At 65.7% G+C, this 23,765-nt stretch carries 20 protein-coding genes; 18 read left to right on the top strand and 2 right to left on the bottom strand.

The window, feature by feature from the left end:
* Positions 1 to 598: 598 nt before the first annotated feature.
* The 8 genes from ltrA (at position 599) to KB879_RS27540 (ending at position 9,521) form a co-directional block, all read left to right on the top strand.
* Positions 599 to 2,302 (top strand): group II intron reverse transcriptase/maturase, encoded by a 1,704-nt coding sequence (gene ltrA / locus KB879_RS27575; protein WP_211980250.1) that lies wholly within the window; start codon positions 599 to 601, stop codon positions 2,300 to 2,302.
* Between the two features lie 109 nt (positions 2,303 to 2,411).
* Entirely contained in the window at positions 2,412 to 2,900 is a 489-nt protein-coding gene (locus KB879_RS27570; RefSeq protein ID WP_211980249.1) for a peptidylprolyl isomerase, read from the top strand.
* A 39-nt stretch (positions 2,901 to 2,939) separates the two neighbouring features.
* Positions 2,940 to 3,905 carry a 4-hydroxy-3-methylbut-2-enyl diphosphate reductase gene (ispH, locus tag KB879_RS27565; RefSeq protein WP_013957867.1) on the top strand — a complete coding sequence of 322 codons (966 nt, stop codon included), beginning with the start codon at positions 2,940 to 2,942 and terminating at the stop codon, positions 3,903 to 3,905.
* Between the two features lie 567 nt (positions 3,906 to 4,472).
* Positions 4,473 to 5,675: a branched-chain amino acid ABC transporter substrate-binding protein gene (locus tag KB879_RS27560; protein ID WP_013957866.1), complete on the top strand. Its 1,203-nt coding sequence runs from the start codon at positions 4,473 to 4,475 to the stop codon at positions 5,673 to 5,675.
* A 216-nt stretch (positions 5,676 to 5,891) separates the two neighbouring features.
* Entirely contained in the window at positions 5,892 to 6,827 is a 936-nt protein-coding gene (locus KB879_RS27555) for a branched-chain amino acid ABC transporter permease (RefSeq protein ID WP_013957865.1), read from the top strand.
* Positions 6,828 to 6,840: 13 nt separating this feature from the next.
* Positions 6,841 to 7,998, top strand: a complete 1,158-nt coding sequence (locus KB879_RS27550) for an ABC transporter ATP-binding protein (protein ID WP_211980248.1) — start codon at positions 6,841 to 6,843, stop codon at positions 7,996 to 7,998.
* Positions 7,999 to 8,013: 15 nt separating this feature from the next.
* Positions 8,014 to 8,790, top strand: a complete 777-nt coding sequence (locus KB879_RS27545) for an ABC transporter ATP-binding protein (protein ID WP_013957863.1) — start codon at positions 8,014 to 8,016, stop codon at positions 8,788 to 8,790.
* Between the two features lie 14 nt (positions 8,791 to 8,804).
* Complete coding sequence (locus KB879_RS27540) at positions 8,805 to 9,521, top strand: ABC transporter ATP-binding protein (protein WP_013957862.1); 717 nt, start codon at positions 8,805 to 8,807, stop codon at positions 9,519 to 9,521.
* Between the two features lie 285 nt (positions 9,522 to 9,806).
* Here the strand turns inward: KB879_RS27540 and KB879_RS27535 are convergent, their stop codons facing one another.
* Both KB879_RS27535 and KB879_RS27530 read right to left on the bottom strand, forming a co-directional pair.
* A complete protein-coding gene (locus KB879_RS27535; protein WP_013957861.1) occupies positions 9,807 to 10,994 on the bottom strand; it encodes an acetylornithine transaminase in 1,188 nt (395 codons plus the stop codon).
* Between the two features lie 284 nt (positions 10,995 to 11,278).
* Positions 11,279 to 12,343: a CDP-6-deoxy-delta-3,4-glucoseen reductase gene (locus tag KB879_RS27530; RefSeq protein ID WP_211980247.1), complete on the bottom strand. Its 1,065-nt coding sequence runs from the start codon at positions 12,341 to 12,343 to the stop codon at positions 11,279 to 11,281.
* A gap of 9 nt (positions 12,344 to 12,352) precedes the next feature.
* On the opposite strand from KB879_RS27530, the gene KB879_RS27525 reads away from it, so the two are divergent.
* From KB879_RS27525 to KB879_RS27480, 10 genes are all read left to right on the top strand, one after another.
* Complete coding sequence (locus tag KB879_RS27525; RefSeq protein WP_013957859.1) at positions 12,353 to 13,360, top strand: NAD-dependent epimerase/dehydratase family protein; 1,008 nt, start codon at positions 12,353 to 12,355, stop codon at positions 13,358 to 13,360.
* Between the two features lie 308 nt (positions 13,361 to 13,668).
* The gene (locus KB879_RS27520; protein ID WP_211980246.1) at positions 13,669 to 14,637 is read left to right on the top strand and encodes an ABC transporter substrate-binding protein; all 969 of its coding nucleotides are present in this window, start codon (positions 13,669 to 13,671) and stop codon (positions 14,635 to 14,637) included.
* Positions 14,638 to 14,664: 27 nt separating this feature from the next.
* Positions 14,665 to 15,534 (top strand): ABC transporter permease, encoded by an 870-nt coding sequence (locus KB879_RS27515; protein WP_013957857.1) that lies wholly within the window; start codon positions 14,665 to 14,667, stop codon positions 15,532 to 15,534.
* Positions 15,531 to 16,310 (top strand): ABC transporter ATP-binding protein, encoded by a 780-nt coding sequence (locus tag KB879_RS27510; RefSeq protein ID WP_114132825.1) that lies wholly within the window; start codon positions 15,531 to 15,533, stop codon positions 16,308 to 16,310. The genes KB879_RS27515 and KB879_RS27510 overlap by 4 nt, the downstream gene beginning before the upstream one ends.
* A gap of 16 nt (positions 16,311 to 16,326) precedes the next feature.
* Positions 16,327 to 17,088, top strand: a complete 762-nt coding sequence (gene hutC, locus KB879_RS27505) for a histidine utilization repressor (RefSeq protein ID WP_211980245.1) — start codon at positions 16,327 to 16,329, stop codon at positions 17,086 to 17,088.
* A gap of 62 nt (positions 17,089 to 17,150) precedes the next feature.
* A complete protein-coding gene (gene hutH / locus KB879_RS27500) occupies positions 17,151 to 18,728 on the top strand; it encodes a histidine ammonia-lyase (protein WP_211980244.1) in 1,578 nt (525 codons plus the stop codon).
* A gap of 51 nt (positions 18,729 to 18,779) precedes the next feature.
* A complete protein-coding gene (hutU, locus tag KB879_RS27495) occupies positions 18,780 to 20,480 on the top strand; it encodes a urocanate hydratase (protein WP_013957853.1) in 1,701 nt (566 codons plus the stop codon).
* Entirely contained in the window at positions 20,477 to 21,079 is a 603-nt protein-coding gene (locus KB879_RS27490) for a HutD family protein (RefSeq protein WP_211980243.1), read from the top strand. The genes hutU and KB879_RS27490 overlap by 4 nt, the downstream gene beginning before the upstream one ends.
* Complete coding sequence (gene hutI, locus KB879_RS27485) at positions 21,076 to 22,338, top strand: imidazolonepropionase (protein WP_211980242.1); 1,263 nt, start codon at positions 21,076 to 21,078, stop codon at positions 22,336 to 22,338. The genes KB879_RS27490 and hutI overlap by 4 nt, the downstream gene beginning before the upstream one ends.
* Positions 22,335 to 23,744 (top strand): formimidoylglutamate deiminase, encoded by a 1,410-nt coding sequence (locus KB879_RS27480; protein ID WP_211980241.1) that lies wholly within the window; start codon positions 22,335 to 22,337, stop codon positions 23,742 to 23,744. The genes hutI and KB879_RS27480 overlap by 4 nt, the downstream gene beginning before the upstream one ends.
* The last annotated feature ends 21 nt before the right edge of the window (positions 23,745 to 23,765 follow it).

The following is a 23,765-nucleotide window of genomic DNA, read 5'->3' as shown; positions in this document are numbered from 1 at the left end:
TGGTAACGGTGGGGTATGAAGCTCTCCTGACAATGTAGCCCCCGCAAGGGTGTCCCAGGATCGCGAGGTCTTCGGGCAGAGGCTCCGAGCAGCAACGGGGTCGAGGAGCTAGGCTGACTGGTATGGGTAACGGAAGTGAACTGCTGATAAACGTCGTGAGTATTGCGGTGCCAAAGCTGCTGACAGGCACTAACCAAAACGGTATTTGGTCGGTTGCTCCGCTCAACATTCGGAGCACGTCGTCACTAGACCATCGGCGAATAGGCAGACCCTAACCCGGTCTTGTAGCGTGCAGGGAACGTGGTAAGCCCGTATGGCTGCCGGAGTGCAGTGTGGCTCAGGCAGGCGGACCGTAAGGAACGCTGTTGGCTGTGCGGGTATGGGAGGTTGGAGGAAGCGAACGCCGGGCTGTAATGGTTCGGATAGGGGTTGAGACATCACCTCACGCGAAAGCGGGCAGACTTCCAACTGGTCTTTCGTCGCAGGACGACTGGCTAACCCGCTTGAAACCGAAATTTCTTCCCCTGAGGGGCAATATGCCCCTCAGGGGGCATGTTGTCTCTGCGTTTTGGGGAAGACCTCAAGATAGGAGAGCAGCATGGAAGCATTGATCCGCGAGGATAAATCTGCGCTCTCCGGCGCACCGCAACGCTGGGATGCCATCAATTGGCGCCGAGTGGAACGGAACGTCCGGGCAATGCAGATCCGAATTGCGAAGGCGACACAGGAAGGGGACTGGCGCAGGGTGAAAGCCTTGCAACGGTCTCTGACCCGCTCGTTTTCCGCCAAGGCATCGGCGGTAAAGCGAGTGACGGAGAACCAAGGTAAGCGAACGGCAGGCGTCGATCGCGTACTGTGGGACTCGCCTGAAGCCCGGTGGGAAGCCATCGGGAGGTTGAAGCGCCGGGGGTACAGGCCACTGCCATTGCGGCGGGTCTTTATTCCCAAGGCCAACGGGAAGGAGCGCCCACTAGGCATTCCGACCATGTTGGATCGAGCCATGCAGGCTTTGCACCTGCTGGCGCTGGAGCCGGTGTCCGAAGGGACGAGCGATCCGAACTCTTATGGGTTCCGGATCAACCGTTCTACGGCGGATGCCATGTCACAGCTATTCGTCAACCTGTCCAGGGGGCACTCGGCCCAATGGATACTGGAGGCGGATATCAAAGGTTGCTTTGACCATATCAGTCACGACTGGCTGGAACGTAACGTCCCGATGGACAGAGCGATCCTGCGGAAGTGGTTGAAAGCTGGCGTGGTATTTCAGGGCCAGTTTCAGGCGACCGAAGCCGGAACGCCGCAGGGAGGAATCATCTCCCCGACGCTGGCAAACGTGGCGCTGAACGGGTTGGAACGACAACTGGTTGCTTCCTTCGAGAAGAAGCTAGGCGTCGCCAACACGCGAAAGCTGAAAGTGAACGTTGTGCGCTATGCGGACGACTTCGTGATCACAGGCAGCACGCCTGAGATCCTGGAAAGCGAAGTGAAGCCGTGGGTGGAACAGTTCCTAGCGGTACGGGGGCTGACGCTATCAACGGAGAAAACGCGGATCGTCAACATAGCCGACGGCTTTGACTTCCTTGGGTGGAATTTCCGGAAGTACTCCGGAACGCTGCTCATCAAGCCGAGCAAGAAGAACGTGCAGACGTTCTATCGCAAGGTAAAGGATGTCATCAGTGCCAACAAGACGGTGAAGCAGACAGAGCTAGTTCGACTGCTGAACCCGATGCTACGAGGTTGGGCGCAGTATCACCGCGCCGTAGTGGCGAAGGCGGCTTTCAACCGTCTGGGGCACGACATTTTTCGTGCTCTGTGGCGGTGGGCCAAGCGGCGACATCCAGGTAAGAAGGCGGATTGGGTGCGAAAGAAGTACTTCGCTTCAGTCGGTCAGCGCAACTGGGTGTTTGGCACCACGGTAGTGAAAGATGTCGATAGTGAGGTATGGGTTGAGTTGTACTCGCTCGCGAGCACGCCCATCCAAAGGCACAAGAAAGTCAAAGGGGACTACAACCCCTTTGATCCGACGCAGGAAGTGTATGGTGAAACATTGCGACAGGAGCGGCTGCTTGACAGCATGGCGCACCGCAAGCAGTGGATAAAGCTGTACATGTCTCAGCGGGGCTTGTGTGCTCTGTGTCAGTGCAAGATGACCAAGGAGACTGGGTGGCATGACCACCACATCGAGTACCGCGTACGCGGTGGCTCCGATGCTCTGAGGAACCGCGTGCTGCTGCATCCGAACTGTCACGTCCAAGTGCATAACCACGGGCTTTCTGTTGTAAAGCCGGTGCCATTGATTTGATGGTATTTTGAGAAGGCTTGAGCCGTATGCGGGGAAACCCGCACGTACGGTTCTTAGGGGGGAGTGGGCCAGCGATGGCCTGCTCCTACCCTACACCGGTTGATCACCCATGAATTTGCAAACTTTCGCGTCGGAAACCGACGGCGGCACGGCTAGCCGCAAGACTGTCCAGGCTGACTCTTTCCTGACCCTGCACTACAGCATCGCGCTCGAGAACGGCACCGAGGTTGTCAGCACGTTCGAGGAGAAACCCGCCACGCTGCTGCTCGGCCAGGGCCAGTTCGCGCCGACGCTGGAGCAGGCGCTGTTCGGCATGCCCGAAGGCGAGCGCATGACCTACCGGCTAGCGCCGGAGCAGGCCTTTGGCCCGCGCAACCCCGAGCTGCTGCAGTGGGTGTCGCTGGCCACGCTGCGCGAGAACAGTTCGTTCGAAGAGGACTACAGCCCGGGCGACCTGGTGGAGTTCAACGCGCCCGGCGGCGGCAAGTACGCGGGTGTGCTCAAGGAGATCGGCGAGACCGCTGCGCTCTTTGACTTCAACCATCCGCTGGCCGGGCAGACCATCCTGTTCGACGTGCAGCTGATCGGCATTCTCTGAGCACGCCGCACGCGTGCCGAACCATCCTGATACCGCAGCATGCCTGACCTGACCCTCGCACCCGACGCAGAAATCCTGATGGCGCAGCCGCGCGGCTTCTGTGCCGGCGTGGACCGTGCCATCGAGATCGTCGAGCGTGCGCTCGAGCGCTTCGGCGCGCCCATCTACGTGCGCCACGAGATCGTCCACAACGCCTATGTGGTGGCCGACCTGCGCCGCAAGGGCGCGGTGTTCGTGCGCGAGCTCGACGAGGTGCCCGCGGGCGCCACCGTCATCTTCAGCGCCCACGGCGTGTCGCGCGAAGTGCGCGCCGACGCCGCCGCGCGCGGGCTGCACGTGTTCGATGCCACCTGCCCGCTGGTGACCAAGGTGCATGTCGAGGTGAGCAAAATGCGCGCCGAGGGCTGCGAGATCGTGATGATCGGGCATCGCGGCCATCCGGAAGTGGAGGGCACCATGGGCCAGGCCAGCGGCGGCATGCTGCTGGTGGAGTCGGTGGCCGACGTCGCCACGCTGCAGGTTGCCGACCCGTCGCAGCTGGCCTACGTGACCCAGACCACGCTGTCGGTGGATGAGACCCGCGAGATCGTGGCCGCGCTCAAGGCGCGCTTCGCGCAGATCCGCGAGCCCAAGAAGCAGGACATCTGCTATGCCACGCAGAACCGCCAGGACGCGGTGAAGTTCATGGCGCCGCAGGTGGAGGTGGTGATCGTGGTGGGCAGCCCCAACAGTTCCAACTCCAACCGCCTGCGCGAGCTGGCCGAGCGCCTGGGTGTGCCGGCCTATATGGTGGATGCCCCCGAGCAGGTGCGCCCCGAATGGATCGCCGGCAAGCGCCGTATCGGCCTGACCGCCGGCGCTTCGGCGCCCGAGGCGCTGGCCCAGTCCATCGTTGACCGCCTGCGCGAACTTGGTGCGCGCCAGGTGCGGCCGCTCGACGGCATTCAAGAGAACATGGCGTTCCCGCTGCCGCGCGGACTGCTGCCAACCAGCGCCGCCGCCTGATGGGTGCGGGCTGCGCCCGCCTGCCAGCCTTGCCTTGAACAAGGGCGCCGCTTGATGCGGCGCCCTTTGTCTTTGGTGCGCCCGAATTGCAGCCGGCCGGTGCGAATAATGCACGAGGATGGTGCCGGTAATAACATGGCTGTCCTGCTGACCAGACAAATCAGGGTAATCCCCGGGTCTGGGGTTTTCCCTATTATGGTGCGGCGCTACATTCTGCACATTAGAGATGGGCGCAACTGAATTTAAATGAAACACCTAATTAATAAAGGCGCATTATAGGTGGTGCTGGCGATGCTTATACGCCTCACCGGGCGGCGCAGGCACGATTCTTGTAAGTAGGTGAGGCGGCCGCGTCATGTGAGCGGGAATTGCCGCAATCTGTGCATTGGGGAAATTCCCTAGCTCATTTGGTCGGTAAATGGTTAAGGATGTTGCGTCGCGTATTGCATCGACTAAGAAAGGGGATACAATGCGCGCGTTTCAAATTGAAACTAAACAAAGGCGGTCCAGGGAAACGTCCGGGAGGCGTTGAAAATCCCTGTCTTCGTGAATCCTAGGAGATCACTCATGCAAATCACGTTTGCCAAGATTCTGCCGATTGCGGCCGCAGTGGCGCTCGTAGCAGCTTGCGGCAAGAAGGAAGAGAAGCCGGCTGATGCGGCGTCTTCGGCGCCGGCTGCAGCAGCTCCTGCAGCGGGCGGCGGCGAAGTCGTCGTCAAGATCGGCCATGTGGCACCGCTCACCGGCGGCATTGCGCACCTTGGCAAGGACAACGAAAACGGCGCCCGCCTCGCCGTGGAAGAAGTCAACAAGACCGGCCTGGAAATCGGTGGCAAGAAGATCAAGCTGGAACTCGTCGGCGAAGACGACGCAGGCGATCCGAAGACCGGCACCGCCGTGGCGCAGAAGCTGGTCGACACCAAGGTGGTGGCGGTGGTCGGCCACCTGAACTCGGGCACCTCGATCCCGGCCTCGAAGATCTACAGCGATGCCGGCATCGTGCAGATCTCGCCGTCCGCGACCAACCCCGACTACACCAAGCAGGGCTTCAAGACCACCTTCCGCGTGGTGGCCACCGATGCCCAGCAGGGCCCGGCGCTGGCCAACTACGCCACCAAGAGCCTGCACGCCAAGAGCGTGGCGATCGTCGACGACGCCACCGCCTACGGCAAGGGCCTGGCCGACGAGTTCGAGAAGACTGCCAAGGCAGCCGGCGTGAGCGTGGTGGCGCGTGAAGCCACCAACGACAAGGCCACCGACTTCAAGGCCATTCTGACCAAGATCAAGGGCAAGAAGCCGGACGTCATCATGTACGGCGGCATGGACGCCACCGGCGGCCCGTTCGCCAAGCAGGCCAAGGAACTCGGCATCGGCGCCAAGATCGTCGGCGGCGACGGCGTATGTACCGACAAGGTGGCCGAACTGGCCGGCGATGCGGTCTCCAACATCATCTGCTCCGAGGCAGGTCTGGCGCTGTCGAAGATGGAGAAGGGCGCCGAGTTCGAGAAAAAGTATCAAGCCCGCTTCAATGCGCCGGTGCAGATTTACGCCCCGTTCACGTATGACGCGGTGATGGTCATCGTCGACGCCATGAAGCGCGCCAACTCTGCCGAGCCGGCCGCCATCCTGGTCGAGATGCCCAAGACCAACTACAAGGGCCTGATCGGCAACATCGCCTTCGACGAGAAGGGCGACATGAAGGAAGGCACCATCACGCTGTACGAGTACAAGGACAAGAAGAAGTCCGTGCTTGACATCGTGAAGATGTAATTCGGGCTTACCCGCCCGAATGTATGGACGGCACCGTGAGTACCTTGCGGTGCCGTTATTTTTAGCCTAGCCATATGTAATAGCGCCCTTACCATGGGCGGAACGCGGCAGGCCGCTTACCAGCAACCACCTTACCCACCACACCACTCATAAACACCAACGCCCACCCTGGCATCTACACTATGCCGAGCGGTCGGGGCAGAAGCAGGAGTTTTCATGGATATCTTTATCCAACAGATCGTGAACGGCCTGGTGATTGGCAGCATCTATGCGCTGATCGCACTGGGCTACACCATGGTCTACGGTATTCTCGGCATCATCAACTTCGCCCATGGCGACGTACTGATGATCGGCGCGCTGACCGCCCTGTCAGCCATCCTTGGTCTGCAGAAAATTGCCCCGGGGCTGCCCGAATGGCTGACGCTGGTCATCGCCACGCTGGTCGCCATGCCGGTCTGCGCCATGCTTTCGTTCACTATCGAGCGGGCCGCCTATCGACCGCTGCGCAATGCGCCGCGACTGGCCCCGCTGATTACCGCGATCGGCGTTTCCATCATCCTGCAGACAGTGGGGATGATGATCTGGTCGCGCAATCCGCTGACCTTCCCGCAACTGCTGCCTTCCGCGCCGATCGATATCGGCACGACCGGCGCCACCATCACCGGTAAGGAGATTGCGATCATCGCAATGGCAGTGCTGGTGATGGGAGGCCTGCTGCTGCTGGTCAACCGCACCAAGCTCGGCCGCGCCATGCGCGCCACCGCCGAGAACCAGAAGGTGGCCGGCCTGATGGGCGTCAACCCGAATTTCGTGATCTCCGCCACCTTCATGATCGGCGGCACGATGGCCGCGCTGGCTGGCGTGATGATGGCCACCAACTACGGCAACGCCCACTTCTACATGGGCTTCATCCCGGGACTGAAGGCGTTTACCGCCGCGGTGCTGGGCGGCATCGGCAATCTGGCCGGCGCCATGGTCGGCGGCATGCTGCTTGGCCTGATCGAAGCACTGGGCGCCGGCTACATCGGCGACCTTACCGGCGGCATCTTTGGCTCTAACTACCAGGATGTGTTTGCCTTCATCGTGCTGATCACGGTTCTGGTGTTCCGTCCGTCCGGCCTGATGGGCGAACGTGTTGCCGAGCGCGCCTGAGGAGAGAGAATCCATGAATACCCCGATTCCATCCACGGCGGTGGTTGCAGCACCGTCCCGAGTACCGGCCAAGACCCTGGCCGCGCTGCTGTCCTTCCTAGTGGTCGCCATGTGCGCGCCGTTCCTCGTGCAGACGCTGGGCGGCAATTACTGGGTGCGCGTGCTCGACTTTGCAATGCTGTACATCATGCTGGCGCTTGGCCTGAACATCGTGGTGGGCTTTGCCGGCCTGCTCGACCTGGGCTATATCGCGTTCTACGCGGTGGGCGCTTATCTGATGGCCTTGCTGGGCTCGCCCCATCTGGCCAACCAGTTCGAGGCAATCCACGCCCTGTTCCCGCAGGGGTTGCACCTGAGCATGTGGTTTGTGCTGCCAATCGCTGTGCTGGTGGCAGCCACGTTCGGCGTGCTGCTTGGCGCACCGACGCTCAAGCTGCGCGGCGACTACCTGGCTATCGTGACACTGGGCTTCGGCGAGATCATCCGTATCTTCCTGAACAACCTGGACCGTCCGGTGAACATCACCAACGGCCCGAAGGGCGTCACCGCGATCGACCCGGTCCATATCTTCGGCTTCGACTTTTCCAAAACGCACGAGATCTTTGGGCTCAAGTTGACGCCGGTGTTCATGTACTACTACCTGCTGGTCGCGCTGGTGATCGTCATCGTGTTCGTCTGCCTGCGCCTGCAGAACTCGCGTATCGGCCGTGCCTTCGTGGCGATTCGCGAAGATGAGATCGCCGCCAAGGCGATGGGCATCAATACCCGCAACATCAAGCTGCTGGCCTTCGCCATGGGGGCCTCCTTCGGTGGTTGCTCGGGTGCCGTGTTCGGCGCTTTCCAGGGTTTCGTCTCGCCCGAATCGTTCACGCTGTGGGAGTCCATCTACGTGCTGGCGATCGTTGTGCTGGGCGGCATTGGCCATATCCCGGGCGTGATCCTGGGCGGCATCTTGCTGGTCGGCTTCCAGGAGCTGCTGCGCGTGGTGGCCGAGCCGGTCCAGCACGCCATCTTCGGTCATGTAGTGGTCGATGCCGAAGTGCTGCGCCAGCTGCTGTTCGGCCTGGCCATGGTGGTGGTGATGCTGTACCGCCCGGCCGGCTTGTGGCCGTCGCCGCGCAAGGAAGACCGGCCGGTGGTGCGCCGTGCCGGCACCGTGGGCCGTTTCTGAGCAAGAGGACGAATAATGAGTAATGACAACTTCCTCCTGTCGGTACAGGGGGTCAACAAGCGTTTCGGCGGGCTGCAGGCCCTGTCGGAAGTGGGCCTGCAGATCAAGCAGGGCGAGATCTACGGCCTGATCGGGCCGAATGGCGCGGGCAAGACCACCTTCTTCAATGTGATCACGGGCCTGTACACACCGGACTCTGGCGAGTTCGTGCTGGACAGCAAGCCTTACCAGCCCACCGCGGTGCATGAAGTGGCCAAGGCCGGCATCGCCCGCACCTTTCAGAACATCCGCCTGTTCGGCGACATGACCGCGCTGGAGAACGTGATGGTGGGGCGCCACGTGCGCACCAAGGCCAATCTGCTGGGCGCGGTGTTTCGCCCGCCCTCGGTGCGGCGCGAGGAAGAGGCCATCGAGGACATGGCGCACGACCTGCTCGAATATGTCGGCATCGGCAAGTACGCCAACTTCACCTCGCGCAACCTCTCCTATGGCCACCAGCGCCGGCTCGAGATTGCCCGCGCGCTGGCCACCGAGCCCAAGCTGCTGGCGCTGGACGAGCCCGCGGCCGGCATGAACGCCACCGAGAAGGTTGAGCTGCGCGGCCTGCTCGACAAGATCCGCTCCGATGGCAAGACCATCCTGCTGATCGAGCACGACGTAAAACTGGTGATGGGCCTTTGCAATCGCATGACCGTGCTCGACTACGGCAAGGTCATCGCGCAGGGCCTGCCGCATGACGTCCAGAACAACCCGGCGGTGATCGAGGCCTACCTCGGCACTTCGGCCCACTGACGGGGGAGCCGCAAATGAATGACATAGTATTGAAGATCTCGGGCCTGAAGGTCGCGTATGGCGGCATCCAGGCAGTCAAGGGCATCGACCTCGACATCAAGGATGGCGAGCTGGTCACGCTGATCGGCGCCAACGGCGCCGGCAAGACCACCACCATGAAGGCCATCACCGGCCTGCAGGGCTGGGGCGGCGGCGATGTCGAGTACATGGGCAAGTCCATCAAGGGCGTACCCAGCTATGCGCTGCTAAAGCATGGCATGGCGATGGTGCCGGAAGGGCGGGGCGTGTTCGCCCGCATGACCATCACCGAGAACCTGCAGATGGGCGCCTACACGCGCAACGACGAGGCCGGCATCAAGGCTGACATCGACCGCATGTTCGGCATCTTCCCGCGCCTGAAGGAGCGTGCCAACCAGCTGGCCGGCACCATGTCCGGCGGTGAGCAGCAGATGCTGGCAATGGCGCGCGCGCTGATGAGCCAGCCGAAGCTGCTGCTGCTGGACGAGCCGTCGATGGGCCTGTCGCCGATCATGGTCGAGAAGATCTTCGAGGTCGTGCGCGACATCTCGGCGCAGGGCGTGACCGTGCTGCTGGTGGAGCAGAACGCGCGCCTGGCGCTGCAGGCTGCGCACCGCGGCTACGTGATGGAGTCGGGCCTGATCACCATGAGCGGGGACGCCAAGGAGATGCTGGACGATCCGAAGGTGCGGGCGGCTTACTTGGGCGAGTAAGGGGCTAACGGTTTTGGGTGCTCCAAAGCCATTCGAACCCGCCTAAGCAAGGTGTTCTCCCTCTCCCCTCATGGGGAGAGGGTTGGAGTGAGGGGTGGTCTAGCCAGGAACCACATCAAGCAGGGCCAACGGTTTTTATAAGCCCGTAGCGCTGGCAAACGCCTGCCCTCACCCCCACCCCTCTCCCGCAAGCGGGAGAGGGGAGCCTGCTGCGAGCGTCATCGACGCATCGGCACGCAGTGCTCAACAGTAGCCCTCACGCCTCGCCCCCGCGAGGCTTTTTTGTCAGGCCAGCTTCTTCAGCAGCGTGCGCAGCATGCCGGTCATCTGGTCGATCTCTTCACGCGTCACGTTCAGCGCCGGCATGAAGCGCAGCAGGTTGGCGCGCGGCGCGTTCAGCAGCAGGCCTTGCGGCGCCATGTCGCGGGCTTCTTCCACCAGTTGCGGGCCGATGTCCTTGCCCAGCATCAGCGCGCGCAGCAGGCCGTCGCCGCGTTCGCCGCCCAGGCCAAACTCGGCCGACAGCGCCAGCAGCTGTTCCCGCAGGTATTCGCCCTTGGCCTTGACGTCGTCGAGGAAGCCCGGCGCGGTCAGCTGCTCGATCACGGCGCTACCCACCGCGGTCATCAGCGGGTTGCCGTTGTAGGTGCCGCCCTGGTCGCCGGCCTCGAAGCTGGCGGCCTCGGCCTTGCACAGCAGCGCCGACAGCGGCACGCCGCCGCCGATGCCCTTGCCCAGCGTCATGATGTCCGGCTCCACGCCCGCCAGCTCGTAGGCGAACAGGGTGCCGCAGCGCCCGCACCCGGTCTGCACTTCATCGACGATCAGCAGCAGCCTGTGCTTGTCGGCCAGTGCGCGCAGGCCCTGCATGAACTCGCGCGTGGCGGGGAGCACGCCGCCTTCGCCCTGCACCGGCTCGAGCATGATGCCGACGGTCTTGTCGGTGATCAGCTTCTCCACCGAAGCCAGGTCGTTGAGGTCGGCCTTGGGGAAGCCCGACACCTGTGGCGCGAAGATGGTGTCCCAGCCGGCCTTGCCCGACGCGCTCATGGTGGCGAGCGTGCGGCCATGGAAGCTGTGGTCCATGGTGATGATCTCGAAGGCGCCGTCCTTGTGCTTGCGGCCCCATTTGCGCGCCAGCTTGATCGCGCCTTCGTTGGCCTCGGCGCCGCTGTTGGCGAAGAAGACCTTGTCGAAGCAGCTGTGGTCGGTCAGCTGCCGGGCCAGCTTGAGCATCGGCTCGTTGTAGAAGGCCGGGCTCGGGTTGATCAGCCGGTGCGACTGGGCCACCAGCGCGTCGATCATGCCCTGGTTGGAATGGCCCAGGCAGTTCACTGCCCAGCCCTGCACGAAGTCCAGGTATCGCTTGCCGTTGTGATCCGTCAGCCAGGAGCCCTTGCCCTCGGTGAACACGAGCTCGGGCCGGTTGGTGATGTACATCAGGGATTGGACGGGATACTCAGCAAATGCCATGGCGGACTCCAGGGGTCGGCTTTAAACGATGGACGGACGGGCGTAACAACCGGGATAAAAACAAAAAGCCACGGGGGTTGCCCGTGGCTCGTTGACATGAACAGACGCAGTCGACGGTCAGCCGCGCGGCACCCCAGTGGGGAGCGACGTACGGAAGCTGCGGCGTCGGTTGAAGGTCATGTGCATGCGGGCAAATATAAGGCGCATGCGCCCGGGTGTCAAAACGAATTTTGGCAGGCCCGGGCATTGTTGCGCTGACGGAACGGCTGGCGGCGGCTTGCGCCTCAGGCCGCCGGGGCCGAGCCGGCCGGGTGCATGTCGGCCTCGGAAGTGAACGAGTCGGCGAAGAACGCGTCCTCGTGCAGCTTGCACTGGCGGGTGAAGTCGCCGCGCGCGGCATTGATCATCACCGGGGCGCCGCAGGCATAGACCTCGTGGCCCGACAGGTCGGGATGGTCGGCGATCACGGCCTGGTGGACAAAGCCGGTGCGGCCTTGCCAGTTGTCGTCAGGCAGCGCGTCGGAGACCACCGGCACGTACTGGAAGTTGGGCAGCTCGCGCGCCCACTGCTCGCACAGCGCGTGCATGTACAGGTCCTTGGGCCGGCGGCCGCCCCAGTACAGGGTCATCGGGCGCTCGATGCCGGTGTAGGCAGCGTGCTCGACGATGGCCTTGATCGGCGCGAAGCCGGTGCCGGAAGCCAGCAGGATGATCGGGGCCTCGGATTCCTCGCGCAGGAAGAAGCTGCCCAGCGGGCCCTCGAAGCGCAGGATGTCGCGCTCCTTCATGACCGGCTGGCCTTCCTTAGCGCCGAACACGTAGTCGGTGAAGGCGCCGCCCGGCATATGGCGGATATGCAGCTCGATCGGGCCGTCTTCATGCGGCGGCGTGGCGATCGAATAGCTGCGGCGCTTGCCGTCGCGCAGCAGGAATTCCACGTACTGGCCGGCCAGGTACTGCATGCGCTCGGTCGCCGGCAGCTGCAGCTTGATGGCGATCACGTCGTCGGCCAAGCGCTCGATCGCGGTCACGCGGCACGGCACCTTCTTGATCGGGATGTCGCCCGCGCCGTGGACTTCGCGGCACTCGATGGTGACGTCCGAGGCGGCGTTGGCGCAGCAGAACAGGGCGCGGCCCTCGGTCTTCTCCTGCGCGGTCAGTGCCGCCGGGGCGTGGTCGCCCTGCACGATGGTGCCTTCGAGCACGCGGCCCTTGCATGAGCCGCAGGCGCCGTTCTTGCAGCCATAGGGCAGTCCGATGCTGTGGCGCAGGGCTGCGCCGAGGATGGTTTCGTCCGCTGCCACTTCAAACTTGTGGCCGCTGGGCATGACGGTTACTTGATAAGCCATAATCGGTCTATGAGCCAAATTCTGTCGAAGCTGCAGCCCTCGCGCCTCCCACAAGCTCCGCGGCTGCCGGCACCTTCGCGCCGGCTGGGCCGCCCGCGCCTGTTGATCGTCGGCTGCGGGGATGTGGGGACGCGCTGCCTGCGAATCCTGTCGTCGCGCATGCGTGTCTTTGCCGTGACTTCACAGCCGGCGCGCCGCGCTGAACTGCGTGCCGCCGGCGCGGTGCCGCTGGTGGCGGACCTGGACCGGCCGGCCACGCTGGCACGGCTGCACGGGCTGGCCACGCAGGTGCTGGACCTGGCGCCGCCGCCCGGGCAGGGCGAAGGCGATCCGCGCACGCGTGCCTTGCTCGCCGCCTTGCGCCGGGCGGCCTGGCGCAAGGCCAGGACGTCGGCCGGCATGCTTCCCGGCGAGCCCGCCATTCTACCCGACCGGGGCAGGCCCCGCGCTGCGTTTGTCTACGCCAGCACGTCGGGTGTGTATGGCGACCGGCAGGGGGCCCGGGTCTCGGAATTCCACGCCGTTCGGCCCCAGACCGCCCGCGCGCGCCGCCGCGTGGCCGCCGAGCAGGCAGTGCGCGGCTTCGGCCGCGATGCCGGCTGGCGTGCCAGCATCGTGCGCATCCCCGGCATTTATGCCGAAGACCGCCTGCCGCTGGCGCGCCTGCACCGCGGCACGCCCGCGCTGGTGCCGCAGGACGATGTCTACACGAGCCATATCCACGCCGACGACCTGGCGCGCACCATGGTCGCGGCGCTGTTCCGCGGCCGCGCGCAGCGCGTGGTCCATGCCAGCGACGACACCGAGCTGCGCATGGCCGACTACTTCGACCTGGTCGCCGACCGTCGCGGTCTGCCGCGCCCGCCGCGGATCACGCGTGGCGAGGCGCGTGAAGTGATCGACAAGACGCTGCTGAGCTTCATGAGCGAATCGCGCCGCCTCGACAACCGCCGCCTGAAACGCGAACTGCGCCTGCGGCTGCGTTATCCGACCGTCACTTCCTTCTTCGACGCCTGACCGCCTGGCCGGCGCGCTCCAGTACGCTGGCACGGGGCTTGCTGCCCCTGTGCGTCGTTTTACTCCTGTCTATACAACAACACTTCCGCCGCCCCGGCCAAGTGCCAGCACCACAATCCATGAACCGGACCGGTGCGAGGCCTGTTGAGAAATCCCCGCCGGAAAGCGCCTTTCAAGGTGCTTATCCGCCTAGTTGCTTGGTGGAAGCCCTACGTTGACTTGTATATACAGGTACTGTTTAATGTCCGAAAACGAGCGCGGCCGCACGCATGGCCTGGCGTCGACGGACACACCAAAGGAGCGTACAGATGAGGAATCACAGCAGGATTCGCGGTCGGATGGCAGTGCAGGCCGTGGTGCTGGTTGCGGCATTGGGGGCTGGTGCGGCCCAGGCGCAGAACACCCAGGTCACGCTGGGCATGAGCGGCTGGACCGGTTTCGCGCCGCTGACGCTGGCCGACAAGGCCGGAATCTTCAAGAAGCACGGCGTGGACGTCGACATCAAGATGATCCCACAGAAGGACCGCCACCTGGCGCTGGCCTCGGGTGCGATCCAGTGCGCGGCCACCACGGTGGAAACGCATGTGGCCTGGAACGCCAACGGCGTGCCTATCACCCAGATCGTGCAGCTCGACAAGTCCTACGGCGCCGACGGCCTGGCCGTGCGTAGTGACGTCAAGGGCTTCGCCGACCTGAAGGGCAAGACCATTGGCGTCGATGCGCCGGGCACCGCGCCGTATTTCGGCCTGGCCTGGATGCTGAAGAAGAACGGCATGACGCTCAAGGACGTCAAGACCACCACGCTGTCGCCGCAGGCGGCCGCGCAGGCCTTCGTGGCCGGCCAGAATGACGGCGCCATGACCTATGAGCCGTACCTGTCGACGGTGCGCCAGAACCCGGACAAGGGCAAGATCCTGGCGACCACGCTCGACTACCCGATGGTGACCGATACGCTGGGCTGCGCGCCGAAGTGGCTTAAAGAGAATCCCAAGGCCGCGCAGGCGCTGGTCGACAGCTACTTCGAGGCGCTGGAGATGATCCAGAAGGAGCCGGCCAAGGCCAACGACATCATGGGCGCGGCGGTCAAGCAGACCGGCGAGCAGTTCGCCAAGTCCTCCGCCTACCTGCGCTGGCAGGACCGCGAGGCCAACCGCAAGTTCTTTGCCGGCGAGCTCGCCAGCTTCAGCAAGGAAGCGGCAGGGGTGCTGCTGGATATCGGCGTGATCCGCCAGGTGCCGGACGTGACGGCGCTGTATGACGCGCGTTTCCTCAAGTAACCGACAGTCTTCAGGAGGCGTGACGTCATGACGCAAGCCAGACTTGGAACACCCGCCCCGGCCGCTGCCGCGGCGGCCCCTGCCGCAGCGGCGGCGCCGGTGCGCCGGCGCCACCCGTGGCTGGCCCCGCTGGTGCCGGTGGCACCCAACACGCGCTGGATGCTGGGCCTGTCCTTCTTTGTGCTGTTCTTCGGCATCTGGGCCGTGGTGACGCTGGGCGGCTTCGTGCCGCGCACGTTCCTGGCCGATCCGATGACGATGGCCAGGGAAGGCGTGCTGCTGTTTACGGAGTACAACTTCATCGGCGACATCGGCATGACCGTGTGGCGCGTGGTCGGCGGCTTCGTGCTGGCTGCGGTGCTGGCGGTGCCGCTGGGCATTTTCATGGGCGCCTACAAGGCGGCCGAGGCCTTCTTCGAGCCCTTTGTGTCGTTCTGCCGCTACCTGCCCGCGTCGGCCTTTATCCCGCTGCTGATCCTGTGGGCCGGCATCGGCGAGACGCAGAAGCTGCTGGTGATCTTCATCGGCTCGTTCTTCCAGATCGTGCTGATGGTGGCGGTGGCCGTCGGCGGCGCGCGCAAGGACCTGGTGGAGGCGGCCTACACGCTGGGCTCCAACAGCGCCGGCATCGTGCGGCGCGTGCTGATTCCCGGCGCCGCGCCGGAGATCGCGGAGATCCTGCGGCTGGTGCTGGGCTGGGCCTGGACCTACGTGATCGTGGCCGAGCTGATCGGCTCGTCGTCGGGCATCGGCCACATGATCACCGACAGCCAGGCGTTGCTCAACACCGGGCAGATCATCTTCGGCATCATCGTGATCGGCTGCATCGGCCTGGTCTCGGACCTTGTCTTCAAGCGCGCCAACCAGCGCCTGTTCCCGTGGAGTTCGATCCAATGAGCGCACTGTCCATCCAGCAGGTCTCGCGCACCTTCTCCAACCCGCGCGGCGGCCAGACCCTGGCGCTGCAGCCGGTCGACTTCGAGGTCCGCGACAATGACTTCGTCACCATCCTCGGGCCGTCGGGCTGCGGCAAGTCCACGCTGCTGCGCATCGTCGCAGGGCTGGATACGCCCACCAGCGGCCGCGTGCTGCTGGACGGCCAGCCAGTGTCCGCCCCCGGCGCGGACCGCGGCATGGTGTTCCAGTCGTACACGCTGTTCCCGTGGCTGACGATCGAGCAGAACGTGCGTTTCGGCTTGCGTGAGCGCGGCATGAGCGCCGCCGAGCAGAAGGAGCGCAGCGACTTCTTTATCCAGCGGGTGGGGCTGCGCGGCTTCGAGCACCATTACCCCAAGCAGCTGTCGGGCGGCATGCAGCAGCGCACTGCGATTGCGCGCGCGCTGGCCAACGATCCCAAGATCCTGCTGCTCGACGAGCCCTTCGGTGCGCTCGACAACCAGACCCGCGTGCTGATGCAGGAGTTGCTGCTGGGTATATGGGAGGCGTCGCGCAAGACGGTATTATTCGTGACCCACGATATCGACGAGGCCATTTTCATGGCCAACCGGGTGGCGGTGTTTTCTGCCAGGCCGGGTCGGATCAAGAGCGAGATCGCGGTGGATTTCCCGCATCCGCGCCATTACACCGTCAAGACCACTCCGGAGTTCTCCGCGCTCAAGGCGCGGCTGACCGAGGAGATTCGCGCCGAGGCCATGGCCTCGGCCGAGCACTAGGCATCCAACCAACGCCATGAACCACGCCGTCGGCACCGCATCCTCCGCTTCTGCCTCTCCCACCGCGCTCTACCAGCAGGTGAAGGAGTACATCGCCCGCCAGATCCAGAGCGGCGCGTGGCAGCCGGGCGACCGGGTGCCGTCGGAGCAGGAACTGGTGAACCGCTTCGGCGTCTCGCGCATGACCGTCAACCGGGCGCTGCGCGAGCTGCAGGAGCAGGGCCGGGTGGTGCGGGTGGCCGGCGTGGGCACCTTCGTGGCGGAGCACAAGCCGCAGTCGACGCTGCTGTCCGTGGTCAACCTGCAGGACGAGATCCGCATGCGCGGGCATGACTATGCCTGCGACGTGATCCTGGTGGAGCGCGTGTCGGCCTCGATCGAGGTGGCCGCCGCGCTGGAGCTGCGCACCGGCGAATCGGTGTTCCACTCGGTCTGCGTGCATCGCGAGGACGGCGTGCCGGTGCAGCTGGAGGACCGCTACGTCAACCCGCGCGTGGCGCCGGACTTCATCAGCCAGGATTTCAGCGAGACCCAGCCCGGCGAATACCTGCTGCGCCATGTGCCCTACGATCAGGTAGAGCACGTGGTCGATGCCATTGCCGCCACGCCGGAGCAGGCCGCGCAGCTGGAAATGCCGGCCACGCAACCTTGCCTGATGCTGACGCGCCGCACCTGGACCAACGGCGTGCCGGTGACCTTCGTGCGCTGCCTGCATCCGGGCAACCGCTATCGCCTCGGCAGCCGCTTCCGCGCCGAGGGCAACCCCGCTTTCGGCTGAATCCACAGGATCCGGCCCACGGTTCAACTTTTACTCTAAGCTGTATAGACAGGAGCATACAAATGAGCGCCAGCCAACACGACGACCAAGCTTCCCGCCCGCTGCTGACCCTGCAGCCGGGTCAAGTCACCCTGGCCGACCTGCGCCGCATCTACCGCGGCGAAGTGCGCCTGGCCATGGCCGAATCGGCCTGGGCCGGCGTGCGCGCCGCGCAGGCCACGGTGCAGGACATCATCGACGCCGACGCCGTGGTCTACGGCATCAACACCGGCTTTGGCAAGCTGGCGCAAAGCCGCATCCCGCACGACAAGCTGGCCCAGCTGCAGCGCAACCTGGTGCTGTCGCACAGTGTCGGCACCGGCCCCGACCTGGCCGAAGACACGGTGCGCCTGATCCTGGCGATCAAGGCCGTGAGCCTGGCGCGCGGCCATTCGGGCGTGCGCCCGGAACTGATCGAGGCGCTGTTGGCGCTGGCCAACCGCGGCGTGACGCCGTGCATCCCGGCCAAGGGGTCGGTGGGCGCCTCGGGCGACCTGGCGCCGCTGGCGCATATGTCGTGCACGCTGATCGGCGTGGGCGACGTGCTGGTCGACGGCAAGCGCGTGCCCGCTGCCGAGGGCCTCGCGCACGCCGGCCTGCAGGCCTTCGAACTGGGCCCCAAGGAAGGCCTGGCGCTGCTCAACGGCACCCAGGTGTCGACCGCGCTGGCGCTGGCCGGCCTGTTCGCCGCCGAAGATGCCTTTGCCGCCGGCCTGGTGGCGGGCGCGCTGTCGCTGGAAGCGATCAAGGGCTCGGTCAAGCCCTTCGACGCCCGCATCCATGAGGCGCGCGGCCAGGCCGGCCAGATCGCCGTGGCCGGCGCCGTGCGCGCGATGCTGGACGGCAGCGAGATCGTCGATTCGCACAAGGCCTGCGGCCGCGTGCAGGACCCGTACTCGATCCGCTGCCAGCCGCAGGTGATGGGCGCGTGCCTGGACAACCTGCAGCACGCCGCGCGCATCCTGCAGATCGAGTCCAATGCCGCCTCGGACAACCCGCTGGTGTTCTCCGCGCAGGGCGACGTGGTCTCGGGCGGCAACTTCCACGCCGAGCCGGTGGCCTTTGCCGCCGACATCATCGCGCTGGCGATTGCCGAGATCGGCGCGATTTCCGAACGCCGGCTCGCGCTGCTGCTCGACACCGGGCTGTCGGGCCTGCCGCCGTTCCTGGTGCGCGACGGCGGCCTGAACTCGGGCTTCATGATCGCGCAGGTGACCGCGGCCGCGCTGGCCTCCGAGAACAAGGCGCTGGCGCATCCGTCCAGCGTCGACAGCCTGCCGACCTCGGCCAACCAGGAAGACCATGTGTCGATGGCCACCTACGGTGCGCGCCGCCTGGGCGAGATGGCCGCCAACACCGCGGTGGTGGTCGGCATCGAGGCCATGGCCGCGGCGCAGGGCATCGAGTTCCACCGCCCGCTGAAGTCGTCGCCGCTGGTGGAGCAGGAACTGGCCCGCATCCGTGCGCGCGTGGCCTTTGTCGAAGAAGATCGCTACCTGGCGCCGGATATCGAAGCGATGAAGCAATGGGTGGTGCAGGGCGATGCCGGCGCGGGCTGGCCCGACGCCGTGCGCACGATCCTGCCGACCAACCTGTCGTAACGCGCCCCGCGCCGACACTGCCAGACCAGACCCGCAGCAGGAGAACAAGACATGAACGCCAACGAAAACCAATTCATCCAGCGCGGCCAGCGCGAAATCCGCGCGCCGCGCGGCAGCCAGCTGCACTGCAAGAACTGGCTGATCGAAGCCGCCTACCGCATGATCCAGAACAACCTCGACCCGGACGTGGCCGAGCGCCCGCAGGACCTGGTGGTCTACGGCGGCATTGGCAAGGCGGCGCGCAACTGGGAGTGCTTCGACGCCATCCTGGACAGCCTGCGCCGCCTGGGTGAGGACGAGTCGCTGCTGGTGCAGTCGGGCAAGCCGGTGGGGGTGTTCCGCACCCATGCCGATGCGCCGCGCGTGCTGATCGCCAACTCCAACCTGGTGCCGCACTGGGCCAACTGGGACAAGTTCAACGAACTGGACCGCGCCGGCCTGATGATGTACGGCCAGATGACGGCGGGCTCTTGGATCTACATTGGCACGCAGGGCATCGTGCAGGGCACCTACGAGACCTTTGTCGAGGCCGGCCGCCAGCACTACAACGGCGACCTGTCGGGCAAGTGGATCCTGACCGCGGGCCTGGGCGGCATGGGCGGCGCGCAGCCGCTGGCGGGCGTGCTGGCCGGCGCCTGCGTGCTGGCGATCGAGTGCCAGGAGTCGCGCATCGATTTCCGCCTGCGCACGCGCTATGTCGACAAGAAGGCCACCACGCTCGACGAGGCGCTGGCGATGATCGCCGAGGCCACGCAGAACAAGCAGGCGATCTCGGTCGGCCTGCTCGGCAACGCCGCCGAGATCCTGCCGGAACTGGTCAAGCGCGCTCAGGCCGGCGGCATGCGCCCGGACATCGTCACCGACCAGACCTCGGCGCACGACCTGGTCAACGGCTACCTGCCGGCCGGTTGGACCGTCGACCAATGGGAAGCGGCGCGCACGCAGGATCCCAAGTCGGTGGAAGCCGCCGCGCGTCCGTCCATCGTGAAGCACGTGCAGGCCATGCTCGACTTCCAGAAGATGGGCGTGCCGACGGTCGACTACGGCAACAATATCCGCCAGGTCGCGTTCGACGAGGGTGTGAAGAACGCCTTTGATTTCCCCGGCTTTGTGCCGGCCTATATCCGCCCGCTGTTCTGCCGCGGCAAGGGCCCGTTCCGCTGGGTCGCGCTGTCGGGCGATCCGGAGGATATCTACAAGACCGATGCCAAGATGAAGGAGCTGTTCCCCGAGGACAAGCACCTGCACCGCTGGCTCGACATGGCGCACGACCGCATCGCCTTCCAGGGCCTGCCGGCGCGCATCTGCTGGGTGGGTCTGGATGAACGCCACCGCGCCGGCCTGGCCTTCAACGAGATGGTCAAGTCGGGCGAGCTGAAGGCGCCGGTGGTGATCGGGCGCGATCACCTGGATTGCGGCTCGGTGGCCTCGCCCAACCGCGAGACCGAGGCCATGCGCGACGGCTCGGATGCGGTGTCGGACTGGCCGCTGCTCAACGCGCTGCTGAACACCGCGGGCGGCGCGACCTGGGTCAGCCTGCACCACGGCGGCGGCGTCGGCATGGGCTTCTCGCAGCATTCGGGCGTGGTGATCGTGTGCGACGGCACCGATGCCGCGGCCAGGCGCATCGAGCGCGTGCTGTGGAACGACCCGGCGACCGGCGTGATGCGCCATGCTGACGCGGGCTATGAGATTGCCATCGAATGCGCGCACGAGAAGGGCCTGAACCTGCCGATGGTGAAGGGCGCATGAGCCTGACGCTATTTCAACGGTTCGCGCTGGCCGACATCGCGCCCACGCGCTGGAAGAACGGCGGCGGCAACACGCGCGAGATCGCGGTGTGGCCGGCCGGCGCCGGCATGGATGACTTCGTGTGGCGGCTGAGCCTGGCCGATGTCGGGCAGGACGGGCCGTTCTCGGCGTTTCCCGGCATTGATCGCCAGATCGTGTTGCTGGAGGGCGCCGGCGTCACGCTGCGTGCGGACGACGCCAGCTTCAGCCACCGCCTTGAACATATCGGCGAGCCGTTCGCCTTCTCCGGCGATACCAGCCTGCAGGCGACGCTGATCGACGGCATCACGCGCGACTTCAACGTGATGACGCGGCGCGGCCACTGCCGTGCGCGCATCGAGGTGTTCCGGCAGGGGTTTGCGCCTGGCACCGGCGGCCATGCCGTCTGCCTGCTGGCCGTCAGCGGCGCATGGCAGGCGCAGGATGCCGGCCTGCTGCTGCAAGCGGGAGAAGGGGCGCTGTACGGCGCTGCCGAACCCTCATCCACGCCATCGTTTGAACCTGTGGGTGACGCGGCCCTGTGCCTGTGCGTCACCCTTGAGACGGAGCCCGGTCAATGACGCTGACCTCTCGATCCTCAACCTTGTCCGCGCCCAGCGCGGACGGCGTCTGGCACAACTGCCACCTGCTGCCCGATGCCTATCCGGCGAATGCGATCCGCGACGCCGCGCTGGTGGTGGAGCATGGGCGCATCGCCTGGCTGGGCGCCGCCGCGGACCTGCCGGATGCCTATCGCGGCGCGGCGCGCCATGATTCCCATGGGGCATGGATCACGCCCGGGCTGGTCGACTGCCATACGCACCTGGTCTACGGCGGCCAGCGCGCAGACGAGTTCGCGATGCGGCTGGCCGGCGCCGGCTACGAAGAGATTGCGCGCGCCGGCGGCGGCATCGTCTCGACCGTGCGCGCCACGCGTGCCGCGGATGAAGACGCGCTGTTTGCCCAGGCCGCCGCGCGCCTGCAGCCGCTGCTGGCCGAGGGCGTCACCGCCATCGAGATCAAGTCGGGCTACGGGCTGAACCTTGAAGCCGAGCGCAAGCAGCTGCGCGTGGCGCGCCGGCTTGGCGAGCACTTCGGGATTTCGGTCTACACGACCTTCCTGGGCGCGCACGCGTTGCCGCCGGAATACGCGGGCCGTGCCGACGACTATATCGACCTGGTCTGCAACATCATGCTACCGGCACTGGCCGGGGAAGGGCTGGTCGACACCGTCGATGCCTTCTGCGAATCAATCGGTTTTTCGATTGCACAGACCGAGCGCGTGTTCGAGGCGGCGGCGCGCCATGGCCTGCGCGTCAAGCTGCATGCCGAGCAACTGAGCAACCTCGGCGGCGCCGCGCTCGCCGCTCGCCACCGCGCCTTGTCCGCCGATCACCTCGAGCATCTCGACGAGGCCGGCGTCGCGGCCATGGCAGAGGCCGGCACGGTGGCGGTGCTGCTGCCCGGCGCCTACTATTTCCTGCGTGACACCAACCTGCCGCCGATCGCGCTGCTGCGCCAGTATGGCGTGCCGATGGCAATCTCGACCGATCACAATCCGGGTACGTCGCCGGTCACTTCGCTGCTGCTGATGATGAATATGGCCTGCACCCTGTTCCGCCTGACCGTGCCGGAAGCGCTTGCCGGCGTGACCGTGCACGCCGCGCGTGCGCTGGGTGCATCGGATCGTCACGGGCGGCTGGAAGCGGGGCGCGTGGCCGACTTCGCGCTGTGGCGCATCGATTCGCCCGCCGAGCTGGCGTACTGGTTCGGCCGCAACCCGGTGGCGACGGTGGTGCGGCAAGGGCGTGTGTATGCGCATGAAGGAGCCTTGGCATGAGTAGCTCGCAACTCTTCGCTCCGTTTGCGCTGCTGCCAACGGGCTGGGCGCGCGATGTGCTGCTGGCCTGGGATGAGCAGGGCCGCTTCACCACCGTGCAGACCGGCGTACAGCCGGCCGCAGGCGGCGTGCCGCAGGCGGCCGGCCCCGTGCTGCCCGGCATGCCCAACCTGCACTCGCATGCGTTCCAGCGCGGCTTCGCCGGCCTGACGGAATTCCGCAGCCGCCCGCAGGGCGACGATCCGGCTGGTGCCGATTCGTTCTGGAGCTGGCGCACGCTGATGTACCGCTTCGCGCAGCGGCTCTCGCCCGACACGCTGGAGGCCATCGCCACCCAGCTTTATATCGAGATGCTGCGTGCGGGCTACACCAGCGTGTGCGAGTTCCACTACGTCCATCACGATGCGGGCGGCACGCCCTATGCCGATGCCGCCGAGATGTCGCTGCGGCTGCTGCGCGCGGCCCAGCGCACCGGCATCGGCATGACGCTGCTGCCGGTGCTGTACCAGACCGCCGGCTTTGGCGGCAAGCCGCCGCTGGCCGAGCAGCGCCGCTTCCTGCACGACACCGACGCCATGCTGCGGCTGCTGGAACGGCTGGCCCCCGCGTGCGCGCAGTCCGGCGCGCGGCTGGGGCTGGCACCGCACTCGCTGCGCGCGGTGCCTGAGGAAAGCCTCGCGCATGCACTGGCTGGACTGCAGGCGATCGACCCACAGGCGCCCATCCATATCCATATCGCCGAGCAGCAGAAAGAGGTCGACGACTGCATCGCGTGGTCGGGCACGCGCCCGGTGACGTGGCTGTTCGACCATGTACAGGTCGACGCGCGCTGGTGCCTGGTGCACGCCACCCATATGGACTGGGACGAGCGCCGGCGCCTGGCGCACAGCGGCGCGGTGGCCGGCATTTGCCCGACCACCGAGGCCAACCTGGGCGACGGCGTGTTCGAGGCTGCGCCCTACCTGGCGCAGCAGGGCGCATGGGGCATCGGCTCCGACAGCCATGCCAGCGTCAGCGTGGCCGAGGAGCTGCGCTTGTTCGAATATGGCCAGCGGCTCGGCCTGCAGCGGCGCAACGTGCTGGCGTCCGACACGCATGCGCAGGTGGCTGACCGGCTGTATCTCGAAGCCGTGGCTGGTGGCACGCGTGCCAGCGGCCGTGCCGTGGCGGGGCTTGTGCCGGGGCAACAGGCCGATTTCGTGGTGCTGGATGGCGCGCATCCGACGCTGGCGGGCCTCGATGGGCCGCAGGCGCTGGCGACGCATGTGTTTGCCTGCCATGGTCATGAGACACTAGCGGATGTCCGCACCGCCGGACGCAGCCGCGTGCAGCATGGCGCGCATCCGCTGCAGGCGGATGCGGGGCGCCTGTTCATCGCGGCGCGCGCCAGCCTGCTGGCCGACTGAAACCGGGCGCACGCCCACTGC

The organism is Cupriavidus sp. KK10, assembly GCF_018223725.1.
In the GTDB taxonomy this organism is placed as follows: Bacteria; Pseudomonadota; Gammaproteobacteria; order Burkholderiales; family Burkholderiaceae; genus Cupriavidus; species Cupriavidus necator.
The sequence above is the reverse complement of the archived record's forward strand: the minus strand, read 5'-3'. Positions and strand labels throughout refer to the sequence as shown.

Coding starts and splice junctions, on each gene's coding strand:
- ltrA (WP_211980250.1), top strand. CDS start 599: ATGGAAGCATTGATCCGCGAGGATAAATCTGCGCTCTCCGGCGCACCG.
- KB879_RS27570 (WP_211980249.1), top strand. CDS start 2,412: ATGAATTTGCAAACTTTCGCGTCGGAAACCGACGGCGGCACGGCTAGC.
- ispH (WP_013957867.1), top strand. CDS start 2,940: ATGCCTGACCTGACCCTCGCACCCGACGCAGAAATCCTGATGGCGCAG.
- KB879_RS27560 (WP_013957866.1), top strand. CDS start 4,473: ATGCAAATCACGTTTGCCAAGATTCTGCCGATTGCGGCCGCAGTGGCG.
- KB879_RS27555 (WP_013957865.1), top strand. CDS start 5,892: ATGGATATCTTTATCCAACAGATCGTGAACGGCCTGGTGATTGGCAGC.
- KB879_RS27550 (WP_211980248.1), top strand. CDS start 6,841: ATGAATACCCCGATTCCATCCACGGCGGTGGTTGCAGCACCGTCCCGA.
- KB879_RS27545 (WP_013957863.1), top strand. CDS start 8,014: ATGAGTAATGACAACTTCCTCCTGTCGGTACAGGGGGTCAACAAGCGT.
- KB879_RS27540 (WP_013957862.1), top strand. CDS start 8,805: ATGAATGACATAGTATTGAAGATCTCGGGCCTGAAGGTCGCGTATGGC.
- KB879_RS27535 (WP_013957861.1), bottom strand. CDS start 10,994: ATGGCATTTGCTGAGTATCCCGTCCAATCCCTGATGTACATCACCAAC.
- KB879_RS27530 (WP_211980247.1), bottom strand. CDS start 12,343: ATGGCTTATCAAGTAACCGTCATGCCCAGCGGCCACAAGTTTGAAGTG.
- KB879_RS27525 (WP_013957859.1), top strand. CDS start 12,353: ATGAGCCAAATTCTGTCGAAGCTGCAGCCCTCGCGCCTCCCACAAGCT.
- KB879_RS27520 (WP_211980246.1), top strand. CDS start 13,669: ATGAGGAATCACAGCAGGATTCGCGGTCGGATGGCAGTGCAGGCCGTG.
- KB879_RS27515 (WP_013957857.1), top strand. CDS start 14,665: ATGACGCAAGCCAGACTTGGAACACCCGCCCCGGCCGCTGCCGCGGCG.
- KB879_RS27510 (WP_114132825.1), top strand. CDS start 15,531: ATGAGCGCACTGTCCATCCAGCAGGTCTCGCGCACCTTCTCCAACCCG.
- hutC (WP_211980245.1), top strand. CDS start 16,327: ATGAACCACGCCGTCGGCACCGCATCCTCCGCTTCTGCCTCTCCCACC.
- hutH (WP_211980244.1), top strand. CDS start 17,151: ATGAGCGCCAGCCAACACGACGACCAAGCTTCCCGCCCGCTGCTGACC.
- hutU (WP_013957853.1), top strand. CDS start 18,780: ATGAACGCCAACGAAAACCAATTCATCCAGCGCGGCCAGCGCGAAATC.
- KB879_RS27490 (WP_211980243.1), top strand. CDS start 20,477: ATGAGCCTGACGCTATTTCAACGGTTCGCGCTGGCCGACATCGCGCCC.
- hutI (WP_211980242.1), top strand. CDS start 21,076: ATGACGCTGACCTCTCGATCCTCAACCTTGTCCGCGCCCAGCGCGGAC.
- KB879_RS27480 (WP_211980241.1), top strand. CDS start 22,335: ATGAGTAGCTCGCAACTCTTCGCTCCGTTTGCGCTGCTGCCAACGGGC.